At 47.0% G+C, this 16911-nt stretch carries 13 protein-coding genes and 2 pseudogenes; 4 read left to right on the top strand and 11 right to left on the bottom strand.

Annotated features, from left to right (window positions below; all coding sequences use genetic code 11):
* Positions 1 to 20 precede the first annotated feature (20 nt).
* From OF158_RS04355 to OF158_RS04330, 6 genes are all read right to left on the bottom strand, one after another.
* The gene (locus OF158_RS04355) at positions 21 to 491 is read right to left on the bottom strand and encodes a flagellar protein FlgN (protein WP_035182249.1); all 471 of its coding nucleotides are present in this window, start codon (positions 489 to 491) and stop codon (positions 21 to 23) included.
* A 12-nt stretch (positions 492 to 503) separates the two neighbouring features.
* The gene (gene flgM / locus OF158_RS04350; RefSeq protein ID WP_014095890.1) at positions 504 to 770 is read right to left on the bottom strand and encodes a flagellar biosynthesis anti-sigma factor FlgM; all 267 of its coding nucleotides are present in this window, start codon (positions 768 to 770) and stop codon (positions 504 to 506) included.
* Between the two features lie 70 nt (positions 771 to 840).
* Positions 841 to 1236, bottom strand: a complete 396-nt coding sequence (locus OF158_RS04345; RefSeq protein WP_013858610.1) for a TIGR03826 family flagellar region protein — start codon at positions 1234 to 1236, stop codon at positions 841 to 843.
* A 66-nt stretch (positions 1237 to 1302) separates the two neighbouring features.
* Positions 1303 to 2010, bottom strand: coding sequence for a ComF family protein (locus tag OF158_RS04340; protein ID WP_014095891.1), 708 nt, complete (start codon positions 2008 to 2010; stop codon positions 1303 to 1305).
* A complete protein-coding gene (locus OF158_RS04335) occupies positions 2003 to 3388 on the bottom strand; it encodes an ATP-dependent helicase ComFA (protein WP_014095892.1) in 1386 nt (461 codons plus the stop codon). The genes OF158_RS04340 and OF158_RS04335 overlap by 8 nt, the downstream gene beginning before the upstream one ends.
* A 301-nt stretch (positions 3389 to 3689) precedes the next feature.
* Positions 3690 to 4532: a DegV family protein gene (locus tag OF158_RS04330; protein WP_014095894.1), complete on the bottom strand. Its 843-nt coding sequence runs from the start codon at positions 4530 to 4532 to the stop codon at positions 3690 to 3692.
* A gap of 562 nt (positions 4533 to 5094) precedes the next feature.
* Here OF158_RS04330 and OF158_RS04325 point away from each other — a divergent pair.
* Positions 5095 to 6519 (top strand): branched-chain amino acid transporter BcaP, encoded by a 1425-nt coding sequence (locus OF158_RS04325; RefSeq protein WP_035182251.1) that lies wholly within the window; start codon positions 5095 to 5097, stop codon positions 6517 to 6519.
* 336 nt (positions 6520 to 6855) lie between these two features.
* Here the strand turns inward: OF158_RS04325 and OF158_RS04320 are convergent.
* A pseudogene (locus OF158_RS04320) lies at positions 6856 to 6972 on the bottom strand (response regulator transcription factor); the annotation flags it as partial.
* A gap of 166 nt (positions 6973 to 7138) precedes the next feature.
* On the opposite strand from OF158_RS04320, the gene OF158_RS04315 reads away from it, so the two are divergent.
* On the top strand, positions 7139 to 8500 hold the full coding sequence (locus tag OF158_RS04315) for an IS4 family transposase (RefSeq protein WP_043052472.1): 1362 nt from the start codon (positions 7139 to 7141) through the stop codon (positions 8498 to 8500).
* Here the strand turns inward: OF158_RS04315 and OF158_RS04310 are convergent.
* Positions 8501 to 9076, bottom strand: a pseudogene (locus OF158_RS04310) (response regulator); the annotation flags it as partial. It abuts the gene before it with no gap.
* A gap of 2 nt (positions 9077 to 9078) precedes the next feature.
* Positions 9079 to 10242 carry a sensor histidine kinase gene (locus tag OF158_RS04305; RefSeq protein WP_035182255.1) on the bottom strand — a complete coding sequence of 388 codons (1164 nt, stop codon included), beginning with the start codon at positions 10240 to 10242 and terminating at the stop codon, positions 9079 to 9081.
* A 272-nt stretch (positions 10243 to 10514) separates the two neighbouring features.
* Here OF158_RS04305 and OF158_RS04300 point away from each other — a divergent pair, with 272 nt between their 5' ends.
* Positions 10515 to 11153, top strand: coding sequence for a YigZ family protein (locus tag OF158_RS04300; RefSeq protein ID WP_017551629.1), 639 nt, complete (start codon positions 10515 to 10517; stop codon positions 11151 to 11153).
* Between the two features lie 339 nt (positions 11154 to 11492).
* On the opposite strand, the gene OF158_RS04295 is transcribed toward OF158_RS04300, so the two are convergent.
* Positions 11493 to 12530: a glycosyltransferase family 4 protein gene (locus OF158_RS04295; protein WP_035182257.1), complete on the bottom strand. Its 1038-nt coding sequence runs from the start codon at positions 12528 to 12530 to the stop codon at positions 11493 to 11495.
* Between the two features lie 557 nt (positions 12531 to 13087).
* Positions 13088 to 15094 carry a penicillin-binding transpeptidase domain-containing protein gene (locus tag OF158_RS04290; protein WP_035182259.1) on the bottom strand — a complete coding sequence of 669 codons (2007 nt, stop codon included), beginning with the start codon at positions 15092 to 15094 and terminating at the stop codon, positions 13088 to 13090.
* 117 nt (positions 15095 to 15211) lie between these two features.
* Between OF158_RS04290 and OF158_RS04285 the strand changes: the two genes are divergently transcribed.
* Entirely contained in the window at positions 15212 to 16714 is a 1503-nt protein-coding gene (locus OF158_RS04285; RefSeq protein WP_035182261.1) for a methyl-accepting chemotaxis protein, read from the top strand.
* The last annotated feature ends 197 nt before the right edge of the window (positions 16715 to 16911 follow it).

Genomic DNA, 16911 nt, shown 5'->3' with positions numbered 1-16911 from the left:
TGCTTCTCCTCCGTATTCTTTCAGGCTTTTGAGTCGAACCGCGGCATGGCGGCCGCCGCTTTTTGCCCGGACGGCGGCCCGTATGTGGTGGGTTCATTTTTCAGATAAATCAGATCCAGCATGAATTGGGTAAATTGAAGGGAATGATAAAGGAGCATCTGGTTCAGCTCATTTTGCTGTTTCAGCTTCTTTGTGATGCCAATCAGGCTGTCCCTCAATGTTTCGAGCTGGGACCGTGCTTCCCCCGATACGGCCGCGATGCAGTCCGACAGCGTCCCATTGCCGCCGGTAAGCGTCTTTGCCAGCGTTTCCCGTTCCTGTTCAAGTGCGCCGATTGCACGGATATGGGCCTGTTCTTCCTGCGTAATTTTTTGCAGCCGTTCTATCTCCTGCTTTTTCACCGCTTCGGTTTTTTCGGTGGCAAGGATAAACAGGCTTTCATGGAGCTTCTGCAATTTTTCAAGACATCGGATCAATTTTTCCGCAGCCATTTACGCCCCTCCTTACTTGCCTGTAAAATATTTCAAAATGCCTTCAGCGGTTTTTTCCGCATCCGGCTGATAGGTTCCGTGCTGTACCTGTTGTTTTAAAGCCTCAATTTTCCGGCTCCGTTCCTGCTCAAACTGGGACGTTTTTTGCAACTGTTTCGCTTCTGAAGAAATTTCCACTTTATCCGTTTTCCGGGTGCTGGAGGCGGTTTGCTGCACATCCCGCCTGGCTTGCTGCTGATACGGATTGATCCCTGAAGTATTGACCGGATTGATTTTCATTCGGCTCACCCCTTTTTCAAACAGTATCCGTTCCATTATGTTTATTATATCGGATAAAGCTGCGCAATGTTTACTTGATGTGATAAGTCTTTTTCCTTATTTCTTCCTGCCGTTTCTTTTCTTTTTCAAAACGTTCAAGATCTTTTGCAATCGTTTTTGCACATTCTTCGCATAACTTTCCGGACTGGATTAATTTTCCGCAACGGTCGCAAGGATATGCCAGATTCGGAAAATGCGCAATCAAAAGCCGGCCGCTCCGCACCCATTTGAAAACCAGTTTTTCCGGGACATTGTTTTTTTCAACAATTGTCTCGATTGTTGCCGCACGGTTTTCGCGTTTCCGCAAGAATTGAAAAACCCGTTCAAATGCAGCTTCTTCCTCGCGATAACAGTCTTCACACACATCGCGGACGGAATTTTTGACATATAATTTACCGCAATTCGGGCAGTTTGCCAACTCCGCCATTCGGCCCGCCTCCTTTTCCGGCACATTTGTCTTCTATCTTCTATATCGGCAGAAATTTCGTTGTGTTTAACTTCTCGCCACAGTTAACGATACAATTTTTCGGGCGCCCGCTTCACGCAACACTTTTGCTGCATGGCGGACGGTTGAACCCGTCGTGTAGATATCATCCACCAGTAAAACGGAACGGCCTTCGATTGAAACTTCTTTTTCCATATAAAAAGTTTGGGCTTGATGAATGCGGTCAGCCCGTGTTTTTTTCGATTGCTTTTCAGCGTGGACGCGGTGAAGAATGTTTGCCGTTTCGAGCCCGGCAGCACGGGCGAGCGCCTCCGCCTGGTTAAAAAGCCGTTCGGAAAGGCGCTCCGGGCTGAGTGGGACCGGCACGATGCAGTCAAATGTGCGGGACTTAAGCACCTCTTTGATGCCATCCGCAAAAATGGCGGCAAGCGCATAATCCCCGCGAAATTTGAAACGGGTAAAAATTTCTTTACAAAAATCGTTGTACGTATAAAGCGAAATGTTTTCATCCAGCACGCCCGCCCATTCCGGGTCTTGTTCCCATCTGGCACAGTCAAGACACAGAGCTCCCTCCACATAAGAAGCATCCAACTTGGCCAGGGGTCGGGAACATTTCGGGCAGACAGGCGGTGTAATTTTTTCAAGCTGCGCGCGGCAATCTTCGCAAAGAAGTGGTCCGGGCTGCGGAAAAATCAGCGTGCGCCAGGACAGTTTATGGGTAAGCGGCTGATGGCAGAACAGGCAATATTCATGCATCGAGCAACCCCCGCTTTCCCGCTTCTTCATTCATGGAGAGAATATGGCGCTGTGCTTTCACCATCGCATTTGATTTTCCGTAATGGAAAAACGTCACGTCCCCACTTGGGAAATCGGCGCTTCTTCCGGCTCGGCCCGCGATCTGGACGAGGGCAGCTTCCGTAAAGATAGCATCTTCCGCCCCGACGACACAGACATCAATATTCGGAAACGTGACGCCGCGTTCAAGAATGGTCGTTGTTAGCAAAAGCGGCGTTTTGCCGGCGCGCATCCTTTCCACTTTTTCTTTCCGATCCGGGTCTTCTGCGTGCACCGATTCAATCGCTGGATGCAGCTGTTTAAAAACCGGCTCTGCTTTTTTCATGAGGCGGATGTTCGGGAGAAAAAGAAGCGCCTGTTTTCCGGATTCAAGCCTCTTTTTTACCCATGCTTCAACCGGAACCGGGAGCTTGCCTTTCTCAAACTTTTTTCGCCAGTTGCCTGCCCATTTGAATACAGGAACAGGGAGGGGCTTGCGGTGATAGCGGGCCGGGATCGTGACAAACGGGCGCTTACCTGTCTTGCATTCAAGCTGCCATGTTTCACTTGGTGTTGCGGTAAGATAAATGCGGGCGCAGCGGTCTTTTGCCGCTTTTTGAACGGCGCACTGCAGCGTTTCATCGAAAGTATACGGAAAAGCGTCCACTTCATCTACAATCACGACATCAAAGGCGGATGCAAAGCGGTACAGCTGGTGGGTAGTGGAGATGACGAGCTGCGCCCATTTATGGCGGTCAGGGCTGCCGCCGTAGAGCGCGGCAATCGGAATATCCGGGAAAACGCGGCGGAAGCGGGGGGCAAGTTCAAGGACGACATCTGTTCTGGGGGTTGCGATGCAGACGCGTTCGCCGTTTGCAAGCGCCGCTTCAATCCCTTTGAAAACGATCTCTGTCTTCCCTGATCCGCAAACAGCCCAAATCAAGAGCTCGTTTTTTTGAAGAATGGCTGCTTTAACCGCTTCGGATGCAGCCTGCTGCCCTTCAGAAAGGGTGCCATCCCAATGGAGCGGGTGCCTGGGCGAGTGGAATGCGGGCGCAGGGCCTGCCCATGTGATAAGCGGCTTGCATGCGGTGACCCGCCCCATCATCAGGCAGTTCCGGCAATAAATGCTCGTTTTCCCGCAGTGGGCGCAAGGGAATTCGGCAAAAAGATGCGGCGCGCGGTTGCCGCAGCGCAAGCAGACACAGTGCGGGAATTCGCCCTGTATCGCCGGCTCAGCGCGGATCCAGCCTTGTTTAAAGTGCTGATCAAGCAGTTCCGGTGAAAAAGGGATTTCCGGTTCGAACAGGATCCGTCCGGCGAGGTGGCGTTGAAGCTGTTCGGAGAAAACAGAAGGCAAACTGATCACTCCTTTGTTTTAATCGCGGGGGTGGGAAAATGGGGGCAGCCCGGTTCTAACGGATTTGGGAAAATGGCAGGCAAAGGACCGTATGGATAATGGAGTGCAACCGCCTTTTCGCTTATTCAATCGCGGATTGGCTGTCCGGCGGGTTTTTGGACTTGTCCCAAGAGGTAAAATCCTCCAAAGTGATTGACTGTCCGGCGGGTTTCAAGACTTGTCCTCGGGCGTGTTATGCCAAGTTTGTCCCGGATGATCCCATCATGCCGGGCTGTTCCAGCGATTTGGAACAGCCTGGCTCTTATTTCAGCATCCAGGCGATGCCGATCGCGCCTTCACCAAGGTGGGTCGCGATGACCGGGCCGAAGTAGCTGATCGAAAAGTCGACGGTTGGAAAGCGTTTTTCCAATTCATCTTTGATCTCAAGCGCCTGTTCTTCCCGATTGGCATGAATGATGGAGCTTTTTAGTGGCAAGCCTTTGGCGGCATCCTCGCCGAGCAGGTCAAAAATCCGGTTGAGCGCTTTTTTCTGGGTGCGGATTTTTTCAAACGGGACAATTTCATCATCAACAAAAGTTAATAGCGGCTTGATTTTTAACAGGCTGCCGATAACGGCCTGCGATCCGGACAGCCTTCCGCCGCGCTGAAGGTGGGTGAGATCATCGACCATGAAGTAGGCTTTCGTGGATGCTTTTAATTCATCGAGGCGGGCGAGGATGTCTTCCGGTTCTTTTCCGGCAAGCGCCATTTTCGCCGCATCAATCGCGTAAAATCCCTGTGCCATGCAGCTCCAGCCGGAATTGTAAGGGTACACTTTTATCCCTTCCACCATCCCGGATGCGGTTACGGCACCCTGGTATGTCCCGCTGATTTTTTTGGACAAGTGGATGCTGATGACGGCATCGTAGTCTTTGGCAAGCTGTTCAAACAGTTCGACAAACTGGCCGATTGACGGCTGCGAGGATGTTGGAAGCTCGTCCGCCATGCGCATTTTTTCAAAAAACACATCTGCTGTAATGTCAACTTCTTCGCGGTATTCTTCCTGCCCGAAAATCACATTCAATGGAATCATGTAAATCGAATATTTTTCGCGTACTTCTTTTGGAATATAAGCGGTACTGTCGGTCACAATGGCCGTCCTCATTTTTCCATCTCCCTTCCGCTTTCCTATTTTTATTTTATAGAATCAGGAACCATTTGTCAGCCGTCTTCTTTTTGCAATATGGAAATCTGTTTTGTGGCTGGTGTTTTTTGCCAAATCCCCCAATTCTCCTGCAAGTGTGTAAAATGCTATTTCAATCCTGCCGTAGATTCCCTTCACTGCAAAAATTTCCTTTTCACTTCAAGATTTCGCAAATGATACAAAATTGTAAATAATACCAGGTCCGGAAGCCAAAAAAGGAAGAATCCGTATGGTTCAGCATACAATCATTCACTTGATGGCGCTTTCTTTAACGGAAAAATAAATCTTTTCCAGAAAACGTTCGTGTTTTCGCCTTTTTCAAAACTTAATTTTCTGTTTTATCTGTCCTTTACAAATCATGTCATATTTTGTAGAATGTCTAAGGTAACTCAAATGGTGCATGCAACTCAGAGACAAAAGGTGTATCGTTCAGATTTAAAATATTTGAAAATTCTCCGTTGGCAAAATTATTGGATCACATCTTCATCACTGGGTTGGCTGCAAATAGAAGGAGATTTTCGACATGGAATTATTCAGGAAAAAATCAATGGATTACATGCTTAAGCAGGCCCGCGGAAAAAAGAGCCTGCAAAAAGCCCTTGGCCCCTTTGATTTGACTATGCTTGGCGTGGGGGCGGTCATCGGAACAGGCATTTTTGTTTTGACCGGTATTGTTGCTGCGCAGGCGGCAGGCCCGGCAATCATTCTGTCCTTTATTTTTTCAGGGATTGCCTGTGCGTTAACAGCTTTATGCTATGCTGAATTCGCTTCTATGATCCCTGCTTCAGGAAGTGCGTACACTTATAGTTATGCAACGTTTGGCGAGTTGTTTGCCTGGGTGCTCGGATGGGACTTAATTCTCGAATACGGCCTGGCCTGTTCAGTTGTAGCGAGCGGCTGGTCCGCCTATTTCCAGGATCTTGTACGCGGATTTGGCATCCATTTGCCGCAGGCTTTAAGCGGCGCTTATAATCCGGCCAAAGGTTCGTATATTGACCTGATGGCTGTAGTGATCGTGTTCTTCCTTTCTGCTGTATTGCTGACCGGCGTGAAGGAATCGAGCAAAATCAATAATGTCATGGTCTGTATTAAAATCGGCGTCATTCTTTTATTCCTCGCTGTCGGCATTTTTTATGTCAAACCAGCGAACTGGACACCATTTATGCCTTATGGCTTTAGCGGCATCATAAAAGGGGCGGCAACCGCATTCCTCGCTTATATCGGATTTGATGCCGTTTCGTCTGCGGCTGAAGAGGTCCGCAACCCACAGCGGGATATGCCGATCGGAATTATTTCTTCTCTTGCGATTTGCATTGTCCTTTATGTCGCTGTATCTGCAGTGCTGACCGGGATGATTCCGTATGCCAAGCTGAATGTCGGCGATCCGGTTGCGTTTGCGCTCCGGGTTGTTCATCAGAATTGGGTGGCAGGCTTTGTTTCACTCGGTGCAATTCTTGGCATTACAACCGTTCTCTTTGTCATGATGTACGGGCAGACGCGCCTTTTCTTTGCGATCAGCCGCGACGGTCTGCTTCCAAAATCGATCTCAAAACTGACGGAAAAGACAAAAACCCCGACAAGAAGCATCATTTTGACATGGCTGATGGCAACGGTTTTCTCAGCAGTTGTCCCGTTGAACCAGCTTGCAGAATTGACGAATATCGGCACTTTGTTTGCTTTTATTGTTGTCTCGATCAGTGTCATTGTGCTCAGAAAAACACGGCCGGACATCCCGCGCAGTTTTAAGACACCGTTCGTCCCGGTTATTCCGGTGCTGGCAGTAATCGCGTGTGGTTATTTAATGGTCCACCTGTCGAAAGTGACCTGGATTGGCTTTCTCATATGGTTCATCATCGGGCTTGCCATTTATTTCGGATACGGGTATCGGCACAGTGAACTCGGGCATTGGAAAGATGACAGAACACCGGCTGATCCGGTTAAAAATTGAAATAGGGAGACAACAGGAACACCTGCCCAGCGGACAAAAGAACGCCTGCATAGAATGCCGGGCAGGTATCCGGGCAGGCTTAGAAATAGAAGAACAGCGGCTTATGGGCGCCACAAAAGCATTGCTGCCCCGGCTTGGCCGCATATCGGAAAATTGAAGCAGACATAAAGTCAAAAAAGATTCCCGGGCGCACGCATACGCCCGGGAATCTTTTTCTATCCTGTAAATTTGCACTTGGTGATTTTCATTTCTGCGCCGGTGTTGCATGATTGTGGCATGGCGCCTGCGCACCATTCAAAGCCTTGGCATACACAAGTGTACGGCCAGGGCCTTGTTTTAGCGGACTTCAACCCACCCGTTTTTAATGGCGGTCACAACCGCCTGGGTACGGTCTTTCACTTTTAATTTTTGCAAAATATTGCTTACATGGTTTTTCACTGTTTTTTCACTTACTCAACTTTCGCACCTAGAAAATCATAATAAATTCAGTGCTGGCTAATGTCTATTACGTCTCAGATACAGCACTTGACAGTAAAATTAATATATGAAAAAACACCTCTACTTTTGGTATAGTTGATTTATCGAAAATCACTACCAAATAGAAGAGGTGTCTCCTACTATGATAGCGAAAAACAGCCTGAATAATCAACTACCAAATGAAATAAAATCAACATTTAAAGAGTTGAATATGTTGAAACACTTGCGAATCGCCGGTATTACGAAGTCCTTTGGTTTTTCTTGTGCCTACATTTTTCAATTGATTTTTTGTATGATCTTTGAAAACAAAAACTGGTTCAGGATGTTGGAAAGTAAGAAAGCTACAGACATTCCAGCCAAAGATACCGTTTATCGGTTTCTCAACCAATCAACGTTCAACTGGCGTCGTTTCCTCCTTTCACTGGTTGCCTCAGTGATTGGAAAAGTTTCGAAATTGACACGTCATGACCGTCCGAAAGTATTGATTTTAGATGATTCATCTTATGACCGGAACCGAAGCAAACACGTTGAGCTTCTGGCTCGCTGCTTTGATCATGCATCTCAAAAAATGCGTTTTTACAAAGGATTCCGCATGTTGACATTAGGATGGTCTGATGGCGCAACATTCCTACCCGTTGACTTCTCATTATTGAGTTCGAAAAAGAGCCAGATCAACGGCATATCCGAAAATATCGATAAACGCAGCTCCGGTTATAAGCGCCGAAAAGAAGCATTACAAACGGCACCAGAACAGATTCCTGGCATGATTGCCCGGGCGATGAATTCTGGTATCGATGCTTCCTATGTTCTAATGGATTCGTGGTTCACCCAACAACCTCTCATCAAGGAGATTACAGAACAAGGTCTTGACGTAATTGGTATGGTCAAAAAATTAAAACAACGCTATTTTGTCGATGGTAAGCGTGTTAGCCTAGATGAATTGTATCGTCTAGCTAAACCGACTAGTGGAAAGAAAGGAATCTTGCGTTCCATCCATACAACGCAGGCCAATGGCGTGCCAATTAAAGTTGTCTTTGTTCGCAACCGCAACAAGAAAAGCGACTGGTTGGCGATTTTGAGTACAGACTGTACACTGAGTGACCAGGAAATCATCCGTATTTACGGGATGCGTTGGGATATTGAGGTTTTCTTCAAAACAACAAAGTCCCTATTAAAACTACAAAAGGAATTCCAGAGTCGTTCATATGACGCGCTTATCAGCCACACGACCATTGTGTTTGCAAGGTATATTGTCTTGTCATGGCAAAACCGTTGCAGTGTAGATGACAGAACATTAGGTGGCATGTTTTATGAATTATGTGATGAAATAGATGACCTTGATTGGGCTGTTGCATTGCAGCAGTTAGTCGAGATTCTTGAAGATACTCTGGATAAAAGTAATAAGAAAATTCAACAACTGATCAAAAGTCAACTACAACAATGGATTGCGGGTCTGCCGAATTATATCAAGGTATACCTACCTGTTTCAGTCTGCGAAAGTTGAGTCACTTATGTATAAAGCATCTCCAATCGCCCGGTTGCTTTTTCCGTCCGCGAGCAGCTGCAGAACCTCGCATTCGCGCGGCGTGAGCAAATGCAGCGGCGGGACAACTGCCGGCGGCTGCTGGTAGGCGCCGCCCGGTGTATAGCGATTCGACAATTTGCGGAATTCTTCCACCAAATTATGGGTGATTTTCGGATGCAGGTAACTGCCGCCTTCAGCAACCACCTTTACAGCTTCAATCAGCGCATCGGAATCCATTTCTTTCAGCAAATAACCGGTTGCGCCTGATTTTAATGCGTGTGTGACATACGATTCATCATCGTGAATGGAAAGAATAATAATTTTTGTTTCCGGATATGCCTCGATCAGCTTTCTTGTTGCCTCTACCCCGTTTTGGTGGGGCATATTGATATCCATCAGAACAACATCCGGATGGTATTTTTCAATAATGTCCAGCGCCTCTTCGCCGTCTTCACCCTCGGCTACCACTTCAAATGTTTTTTCAAATTCCAAAATCCGCTTGACGCCCTCTCGGAACAACTGATGGTCGTCAATAATCGCAATTTTTACCGTCATGGTCACCTTTTCTCCTTTTCCAAGTCTAATTGCATCGGGATTTGGATAATCACCAATGTTCCCGCTCCTATTTTTGAATGAATGGAAATTTCACCATTTAAAAGGCTGACACGTTCTCTCATGCCGACAATCCCGAAAGCCCCTTCGTGGATGCTGCGGATATCAAAACCGACGCCGTTGTCTTTGACTGTCGCGATAAAACTGTTTTTCCTCAGCTCCGATTTCACCTGGATTTCCGTCGCCTTCGCATGCTTTAACGCATTTTGGACGGATTCCTGGATGAGACGGAAAAGCGCGATTTCGTAATTAGTCGGAAGCCTTCGTTCTTCCCCGAGATGCCTGTATGTAATGACCGGGCTTCCTTTATAGCTTTCAATCGTAGACAAATATTTTTTGAGCGTCGGAATCAGCCCGAGATCGTCTAATGCCATCGGCCGCAAATCGTAAATAATGCGCCGCACTTCTTTCAATGAATCGCGCACCAGTTCTTTTAACGTGCGCATTTCAGCAATGGCTTCCTCCATGCCATTTTCATGATAAACTTTTTCCACCAGGTCGGAACGGAGCAGCATATTGGCCAGCATTTGTGCGGGCCCGTCGTGTATCTCCCGGGAAATACGTTTCCGCTCTTCTTCCTGCGCTTCAATGACACGCAAACCGAATTCCTGTTTATGCTTTGCATCTTCAATCGCCTCGCTGATGCTTTGCAAGTCGCTTGTTAAATAATTTAATACGACCGTTGTTTGCGAGACGAGATGATTGGCCCGGTCAATCGTATCCTTTAGTGAATGCAGCCTGCGTTCCAGTTCATTTCTTCTTTCGCGCAGCTGAAGTTCGCGCTGCCGGTTCATGGACAGCTGAATTTGGATCGTATGTGCCTTTTCATATGCTTCGCGCACCTGCTGTTCGGAAAAGTCACGGAAATGCTGGCTTACTTCCGCCAGGCGTCGCCTTGCAAATTTGGACTTCGTTTCCAGCTCATCTGTCTGCTCAATAACTTTAGCCACTGTTGCTTTGACTTCCTCAAGCTCATTGATGAGCGCATCGTAATCCTGGCGGCATCTTTCTCCAATTTCAAAAATTTCGTGTTTGCTTTCTTCAACTGTTGTAATCATCTTCTCCAGAATCGTATCCAATACTTTGGAGTCGAATGTTTTAAAAGTCATCTTACTTCCCCCAAAAGGTATAATAAAGGCTTATCCGAGAGCAGGGCAAGCCGCAGCACACACGCGGCTAATGTTATTTTAACGCGAAAACCGCCGGTAAACGATCAGAAAATAAAGTATAACCGTATATCAGGACTATTTTCCTAGGTACTTTTGTAGGAAAATGTGAACCGATATACGGCAGCTTCGACATATTCTTATATATTAAAATTATACCATACAAAACCGTGTTATAATGAGGGAAAAACAGGTTTTGCTAAAGGAAGGTTGCAATGTTAAAAGAATATTATACAGTCAAAGGCGAGGCTGTGCATGAAATAGATATCCAGAAATCACGGTTTATCGCCCATGTGAAGCGAGCGGAATCGGAAGAGGAGGCGCTCAGTTTTATCGCTTCTGTGAAAAAGAAGCACCGGGACGCCAATCACAACTGTTCCGCTTATATGATCGGTGAGCAGAATCTCATTCAGAAAGCATCGGATGACGGCGAACCGGCCGGAACTGCGGGCGTTCCGATGCTGGAAGTGCTGAAAAAGAAGGATTTGAAGGATACGGCAGTCGTGGTGACGCGCTATTTCGGCGGGATTAAACTCGGAGCCGGCGGATTGATCCGTGCGTACAGCAAAGCAGCTTCAGAAGGCATCAACGCATGCGGCATCGTCAAAAGGACGCTTACCGCCACTTTCCATGTCAAACTGGATTATACGTGGCTCGGGAAAGTCGAGAATGCGCTACACCATTCCCCGTATGAAATAAAAGAAATCCGGTATCTCGCGCAGGTGGAATTGGATATTTATGTAAAAGAAGGGGAACAGCATGCTTTTGAAACGTGGATCTCTGATTTAACAAACGGGCAGGCGGATGTGGCCGAGGGGGAAAAACTATATTTGGAAACGGATGTTGCCCGGTAAAGAGAAGCATAAAAATCGGAAAAGCAGAAGCGGAAAGCCCGTCATCCGGCTTTCTGCTTTTTTAAACCGGAAGCGGACGAACAGGTATCAATCCAACACGGCACGCAAAACAGCCGCTGAGCCGGATACAACCGGCCGTGAGCAGGAGATGCTGAAATCTCAGCCAGATTGCCGTTAAAACTGGGACTTGCAAAACAGGTTTACAGCCGGCCGGAACCTCATCATCGTTGCAGTTAACGGAGCTGCCAAAGTCGCAAACCTGAAACTGCCAGTTGCGGTTTTGTGCAGGTGCTGCCCCGGATTATTTATTTCGGGAACGGCCCAGGTGGATCCGGACGGCTATGACCGGTTTTTTATAAAATTCAACAGTGGCTTGTAATCTTTTCCGATCAGGCCAATGCTTTCAACGAAAATCTCAATTGTAATCAGGATCACACCGATAAAGATGAGCGAACCCCAGAGCGTCGCCATCGAGAAGATAAAGGCGGCGAGGCTGAACATGGCAGCGATCGCATAAATAATCAGCACGACTTGGCGGTGTGAAAAGCCAAGGCGCAAGAGGCAATGGTGCAAATGCGATTTATCCGGGGCCGATAAAGGCTGCTTATGGACAAGCCGGCGGATAATCGCAAAGAAAGTATCCGAAATCGGCACACCGAGAATAAGCGCCGGAATAATCAAGGAAATAAAGGTTACATTTTTAAAACCGAGCAATGACAGCACGGAAATCATGTAGCCGAGAAAAAGGGCACCGGTATCGCCCATAAAAATCTTTGCCGGATAAAAATTATAAAATAAGAACGCAATCGTACTGGCCATTAAAATTAGGCCGAGCACCGTCACATAGGCGTCCCCCATAATAATCGCCATGCCGGAAATGGTTAACAGCGCAATCGAGGAAACCCCCGCAGCGAGCCCATCCAATCCGTCAATTAAGTTGATGGCATTCGTGACGCCGACAATCCACAAAATCGTCAGTGGGATACTAAAAATCCCAAATTCCAGCTGTCCGCCGAAAGGAAGGTTGATGAATTCGACATGAATACCGCTTAAAACAACAACCAGTGCGGCTGCCAGTTGGCCGATGAGTTTGACGCGCGGTGACAGCTCTCTTACATCATCAACCATGCCCGTAATGACAATAATCAAGCTGCCGAGCAAAATAGGCAGCGAATGCGGGCTGTCCGGTTGAAGCAGCAGAACGCCGGCGATAAAACTGATATAAATAGCAAGACCGCCTAAACGGGGCATGACTTTCATATGAACTTTTCGCTGGTTCGGCTTGTCAACTGCCCCGATCCGGATCGCCAGTTTTTTAATCAGCGGCGTCAGGAGTAATGTGAGCATAAAGCATATAAACAAGGTCAGGAATATCAATGTGCTGCCTCCTTTGGTTGATCATAACCAATAAGGATTGAAGTGATCGTGAACCCGCCATCGATGCCTGAGCATGATAACCGTTTCACTTTTTCTTAAAAACATTATACCTTAACTTTCTTAAAGCAATCTTAAAAAAATATTTACCCGAAATTCACTGTAACCATTATAATTGTTCTCCGACAATTTATCCACTAACATTTGAGCGATTCTACTATTTTTCATGCTTTTTCTCGCAGCAACCGCCAAAAAACATAAAAAAAGGCATCCCCGGTCACTTTGACATCAGGGATACCTTTAGATACAAAAACCGCATTGTTTAAGTGGCCGGCATCAGCAAACAAATCTTTTTGGCGGCTGGACAACCGGCATCCATGCCGCTCCCCGAGATGCCGCCCTTTCACGCTATATAAAATGAGCTTAGGCTTTCCCCTCCGAATGGATCGTTATAAAGAACGCAGTCTTCTTATCTCATCCCGCGTCACAAATTTTATTTCAATTTATATAGCATGAAGCTTTAACCTTTTTTGCAGCGGGGATGGCCCTTGCAAAGTTAACTATTGAAACAGATTTACGGCTTTGTTCACGACAAGCCCGCTGCCGCCGCGATGTTTAACATTTTCAATCAGCATCGCAACAAGCATATTCGGGTTCTTTTCGTCATATACGACGAAAAAGCCGTTTTCTTTGCCGCTTTGATCTTTTTGGCTCTTTTTCAGTTCAGCGGTGCCCGTTTTCCCCGCAAGCTGCGCTCCGGAGATATTGGCAGCGTGCGCCGTGCCGGACGGATCCGCAACGACCTGGCGGAGCATACCGGAAATCTCCCCGGTGATTTTACTGCTTGCGGCATGTTTCCACACTTTTGTTTTTTCACCTGCAAGCAAATTTGGCTTCAGTTCATCGCCGCTGTTTAAAAACGGCGTGTAGCTGATGGCGAGATGGAGAATATTCATTTGCATCTGCCCCTGGCCATAACCCGTGTCTGCAAGCTGGATGTCACTGCTGAACTTGCCGGTAGACGAAATTTGCGATGCCTTCAACGGATACGCAAACGGAATGTCTTCCCCGAATCCGAAACCCTTCAGGCCCTTTGCAAATTTGTCCGCCCCGATATCAAGCGCGGTTTGGGCAAAAAAGATATTATCGGATAACACGAGCGCTTTTTCCATGTTTTCCGGGCTGTTATTGGCGTGGACGCGGGTCACTTTATAGCTGCCCCAGTCGGCGCTCTTTTGCCACGAAGTCCCTGTAATGGTTTTCGTTGCCGCGGCTGTTGTCGTCCCGGTATCAAGCGCGATAGCCGCAGTGACCGGCTTGATTGTTGAACCCGGCGCATACGTAAGGGCAAACCGGTTAATGAGCGGCTTATCAGGATCTTTTTCAAGTTTCGTGTAAGTGGAAGAAGACATGCCTGAAATAAAATCATTTGGGTCAAAAGCAGGCGTGCTTACAAGGGCAAGCACGTCACCCGTTTTCGGATGGATGGCCGCTGCCGTGCCGGCATCCCCCTTCATTTGATTGAAAATTTTCTGTTGCAATTCGGCATCGATGGTGACTTTGATATTTTCGCCGTTTTTCACTTTTTGCTCAGCAACGGTATAGGTGCTGCCGTCCTGCTTCTCGATGTAAATTTTTTCTCCTGCCTGGCCGCGGAGCTTTTGGTCATACAACTGTTCGAGCCCGCGCTTGCCGACTACACTCTCCGCAGTATAGCCTTTCTTTTGCAGTTTTTTCAGTTCTTCGCCAGTGATCGCACCGATATAACCGGTTAAATGCGCAGCGGCTTTCCCATAAGGATAAACGCGGGCACCAACCGTTTGCGAAGAAAAGCCCGGGATGGAGGTGACTTTTTTCACGAGATCCTTCTTCTCCATCGGGACTTTTTTTAACGGGACAAACAAATGAGGCTGCACCCAGTCCTCGTCCAGTTTTTGTTTGATTTCGTCCGCTGACATGCCAAGCAGGTCGGCAGCTTTTTGCATATCCGCTTGTTTATCCCCTTTCAATTGTTCCGGAATGACGCCGATTTGGTACACGCTGCCGTTTTTGGCCAACGCTTTTCCGTTTCGGTCCAAAATTTCCCCGCGGACAGCGTTTTGGTCGGACACTTTAATCGTATCCCCTTTGGCCAAATGCGGGAGAATAAGATCCGGCTTCCAATTGACATACCAGTTTTCTTTTTTGTCCCGTTTTTCCTTTACAAGCGCCACTTTATCCTTGTAGGCGACTTTGCCGGCTGAGGTTTGGAACGAAATTTTGACCGGCACGGTAACTTTCTCTTTGTTTTTATAGGCATCTTTATCCAACGATTGGTATGAAACATTTAAATCTGAAACATTCAAGTCCCCGTAAACTTTTTTGTACCGGTCCGCCATATCTTTTTTCGCATACGTTTTTTTTGCGGAAGCCGATAAATAACTTTGATACATTTCCGCAAATTTTTCCTGTTTCCATGCTTTTACATAATCTGCAAGGCGTTCATTCGGTGTCGGCGTTTTTTCGCAACCGGCAAGGGCCGCCAAAACCCCGAGCAGCAAACCGATGATAAATACATATTTCCTCAAAAAATCTCCTCCCTGACAACGACAAGTTTCCACCTTTTGAGAAAAAAATGGAGAAGTTTGCCGGTTTTTGTGTTACATTTGTGTTAGATAAGAAGAACTAGATTTGGAGGTAAGAACGTGGACATCATTACACAGTTAAAAGCAGACAACATGCGCAAAAAAAGTCTTCTCATGTTTATTACCCTGCTTGTTGCCCTGCTGGTCGTTTTTGTAACATATCTTTACAAACAAGAGGCCGGAATGGCTGTCCTGTACGGCGTGGAAATCGTTGTTCTTCTGGCACTGTATTTTACACTCGGGCGCGCCATGAAAAAATTCCGCTTGTTTTCTTATGCGAGCGTCATCATTTCTTATTTGTTCAGAATATATGCCACCCTTTTTGTTCAAAACAGCTTTTCCGTAGACATTTTGTTTTTCTTTCTGCTTGCTTATGCGGCATTGCAGTTTGAAAATGTCCTTTTCTTTATCGGAGCCGGTCTTGGCATTGCCGGATTTCTTGCCAGCTACTTGGTGCCGGCCGCCGATTCGGGCCTCATTCATAACCTGGTCCCGACCGCTTTGCTCTGCTATGTTTTAACCGCAATTTTATTATACGCCATGATCTACCTGCATCAAAATTTGATGGATTCTTTTCTTTTATCCATAAAGAAAACCCTTCAAACCATGGAAGATCAAGGTTCGGCTTACCGGCAGGAAATGGCGGAGATTCTTGACCGCGTTTCCAATGTGAACGACAATATTCAGACCAATTTACATGCCCAAAACGAAATGAAGTCCGCCGTTCATGAAATCTCTAAAGGCAGTGTAACCCAAAGTGAGCAGATTACGCAAATTGCCGGACACGCCGGAGATACGGTGCAATCGATGGAATTTTTAACACAAATGTCCGGTGAACTGACAAACGAATCGCTTGAAGCACAGGAAACGGCAAAAGCCGGTGAAAAGGCGGTAGAAAATTTAACGCTTGAAATCAGTGATGTGGTAGATACGATTATGGAGCTGAACAACACATTTACAGTGTTAACGCAAAAAGTGGAAGAAACGAATACGTTCACCGACAGCATCAAACAAATTACAGAACAGACGAACCTGCTTGCGCTGAATGCTTCGATTGAAGCGGCCCGCGCTGGGGAAGCAGGCCGCGGGTTTTCGATTGTTGCCGATGAAATCCGGCGCCTTGCGGAAACGACACACGAAACCACCGAAAAAATTAACCATAATTTGGCTGATTTGAACCAGAGCAACGCGGCGGCACGGGATAAGCTGGAATTAAGCAGCACACAAATTTTGACGACAGCGGAATCAAGCCAAAATGTAACCACCTATTTCCGTAAACTATTAAAAACGTTAAACGGACAGGTTGAGAAGTTTAAAGAATTCGATACGTTGTCCAAAAAAGTGACCGAAAAGGCGCATGGCGTGGAAGGCGCATCAAGCGAACTCGCGGCCATCATTCAAGAAACTTCCGCCAGCCTAGAAGAAATGTCGGCGACGATCGAAAGCTTAACGAATGACCATCATACAATTGCAGAAACGCTCAATGAAGCGGCTGCCCAGGCGGAGCAGTTCCGGGCAAAAACCGAACAAATGCAGGAAAAATTTGCCGATCAAATGATTTAGCAGACGGATATCTTAACATAGACGCACTCTAGGTTAAGGAAGACCCTCGATTTTGCCGGGTATCTTAACGTAGACGCACTCTATGTTAAGGAAGCGAGAAAATTTTTGCGGATATCTTAACGTAGTCGCGCTCTAGGTTAAGGGAGACCCTCGGTTTTGCCGGGTATCTTAACATAGAACGCTTCTACGTTAAGGAA

The sequence above is a fragment of the Weizmannia sp. WK01 genome, from assembly GCF_025905465.1.
GTDB classification, from domain to species: Bacteria; Bacillota; Bacilli; order Bacillales; family Bacillaceae_C; genus Weizmannia; species Weizmannia faecalis.
The sequence above is the reverse complement of the archived record's forward strand: the minus strand, read 5'-3'. Positions and strand labels throughout refer to the sequence as shown.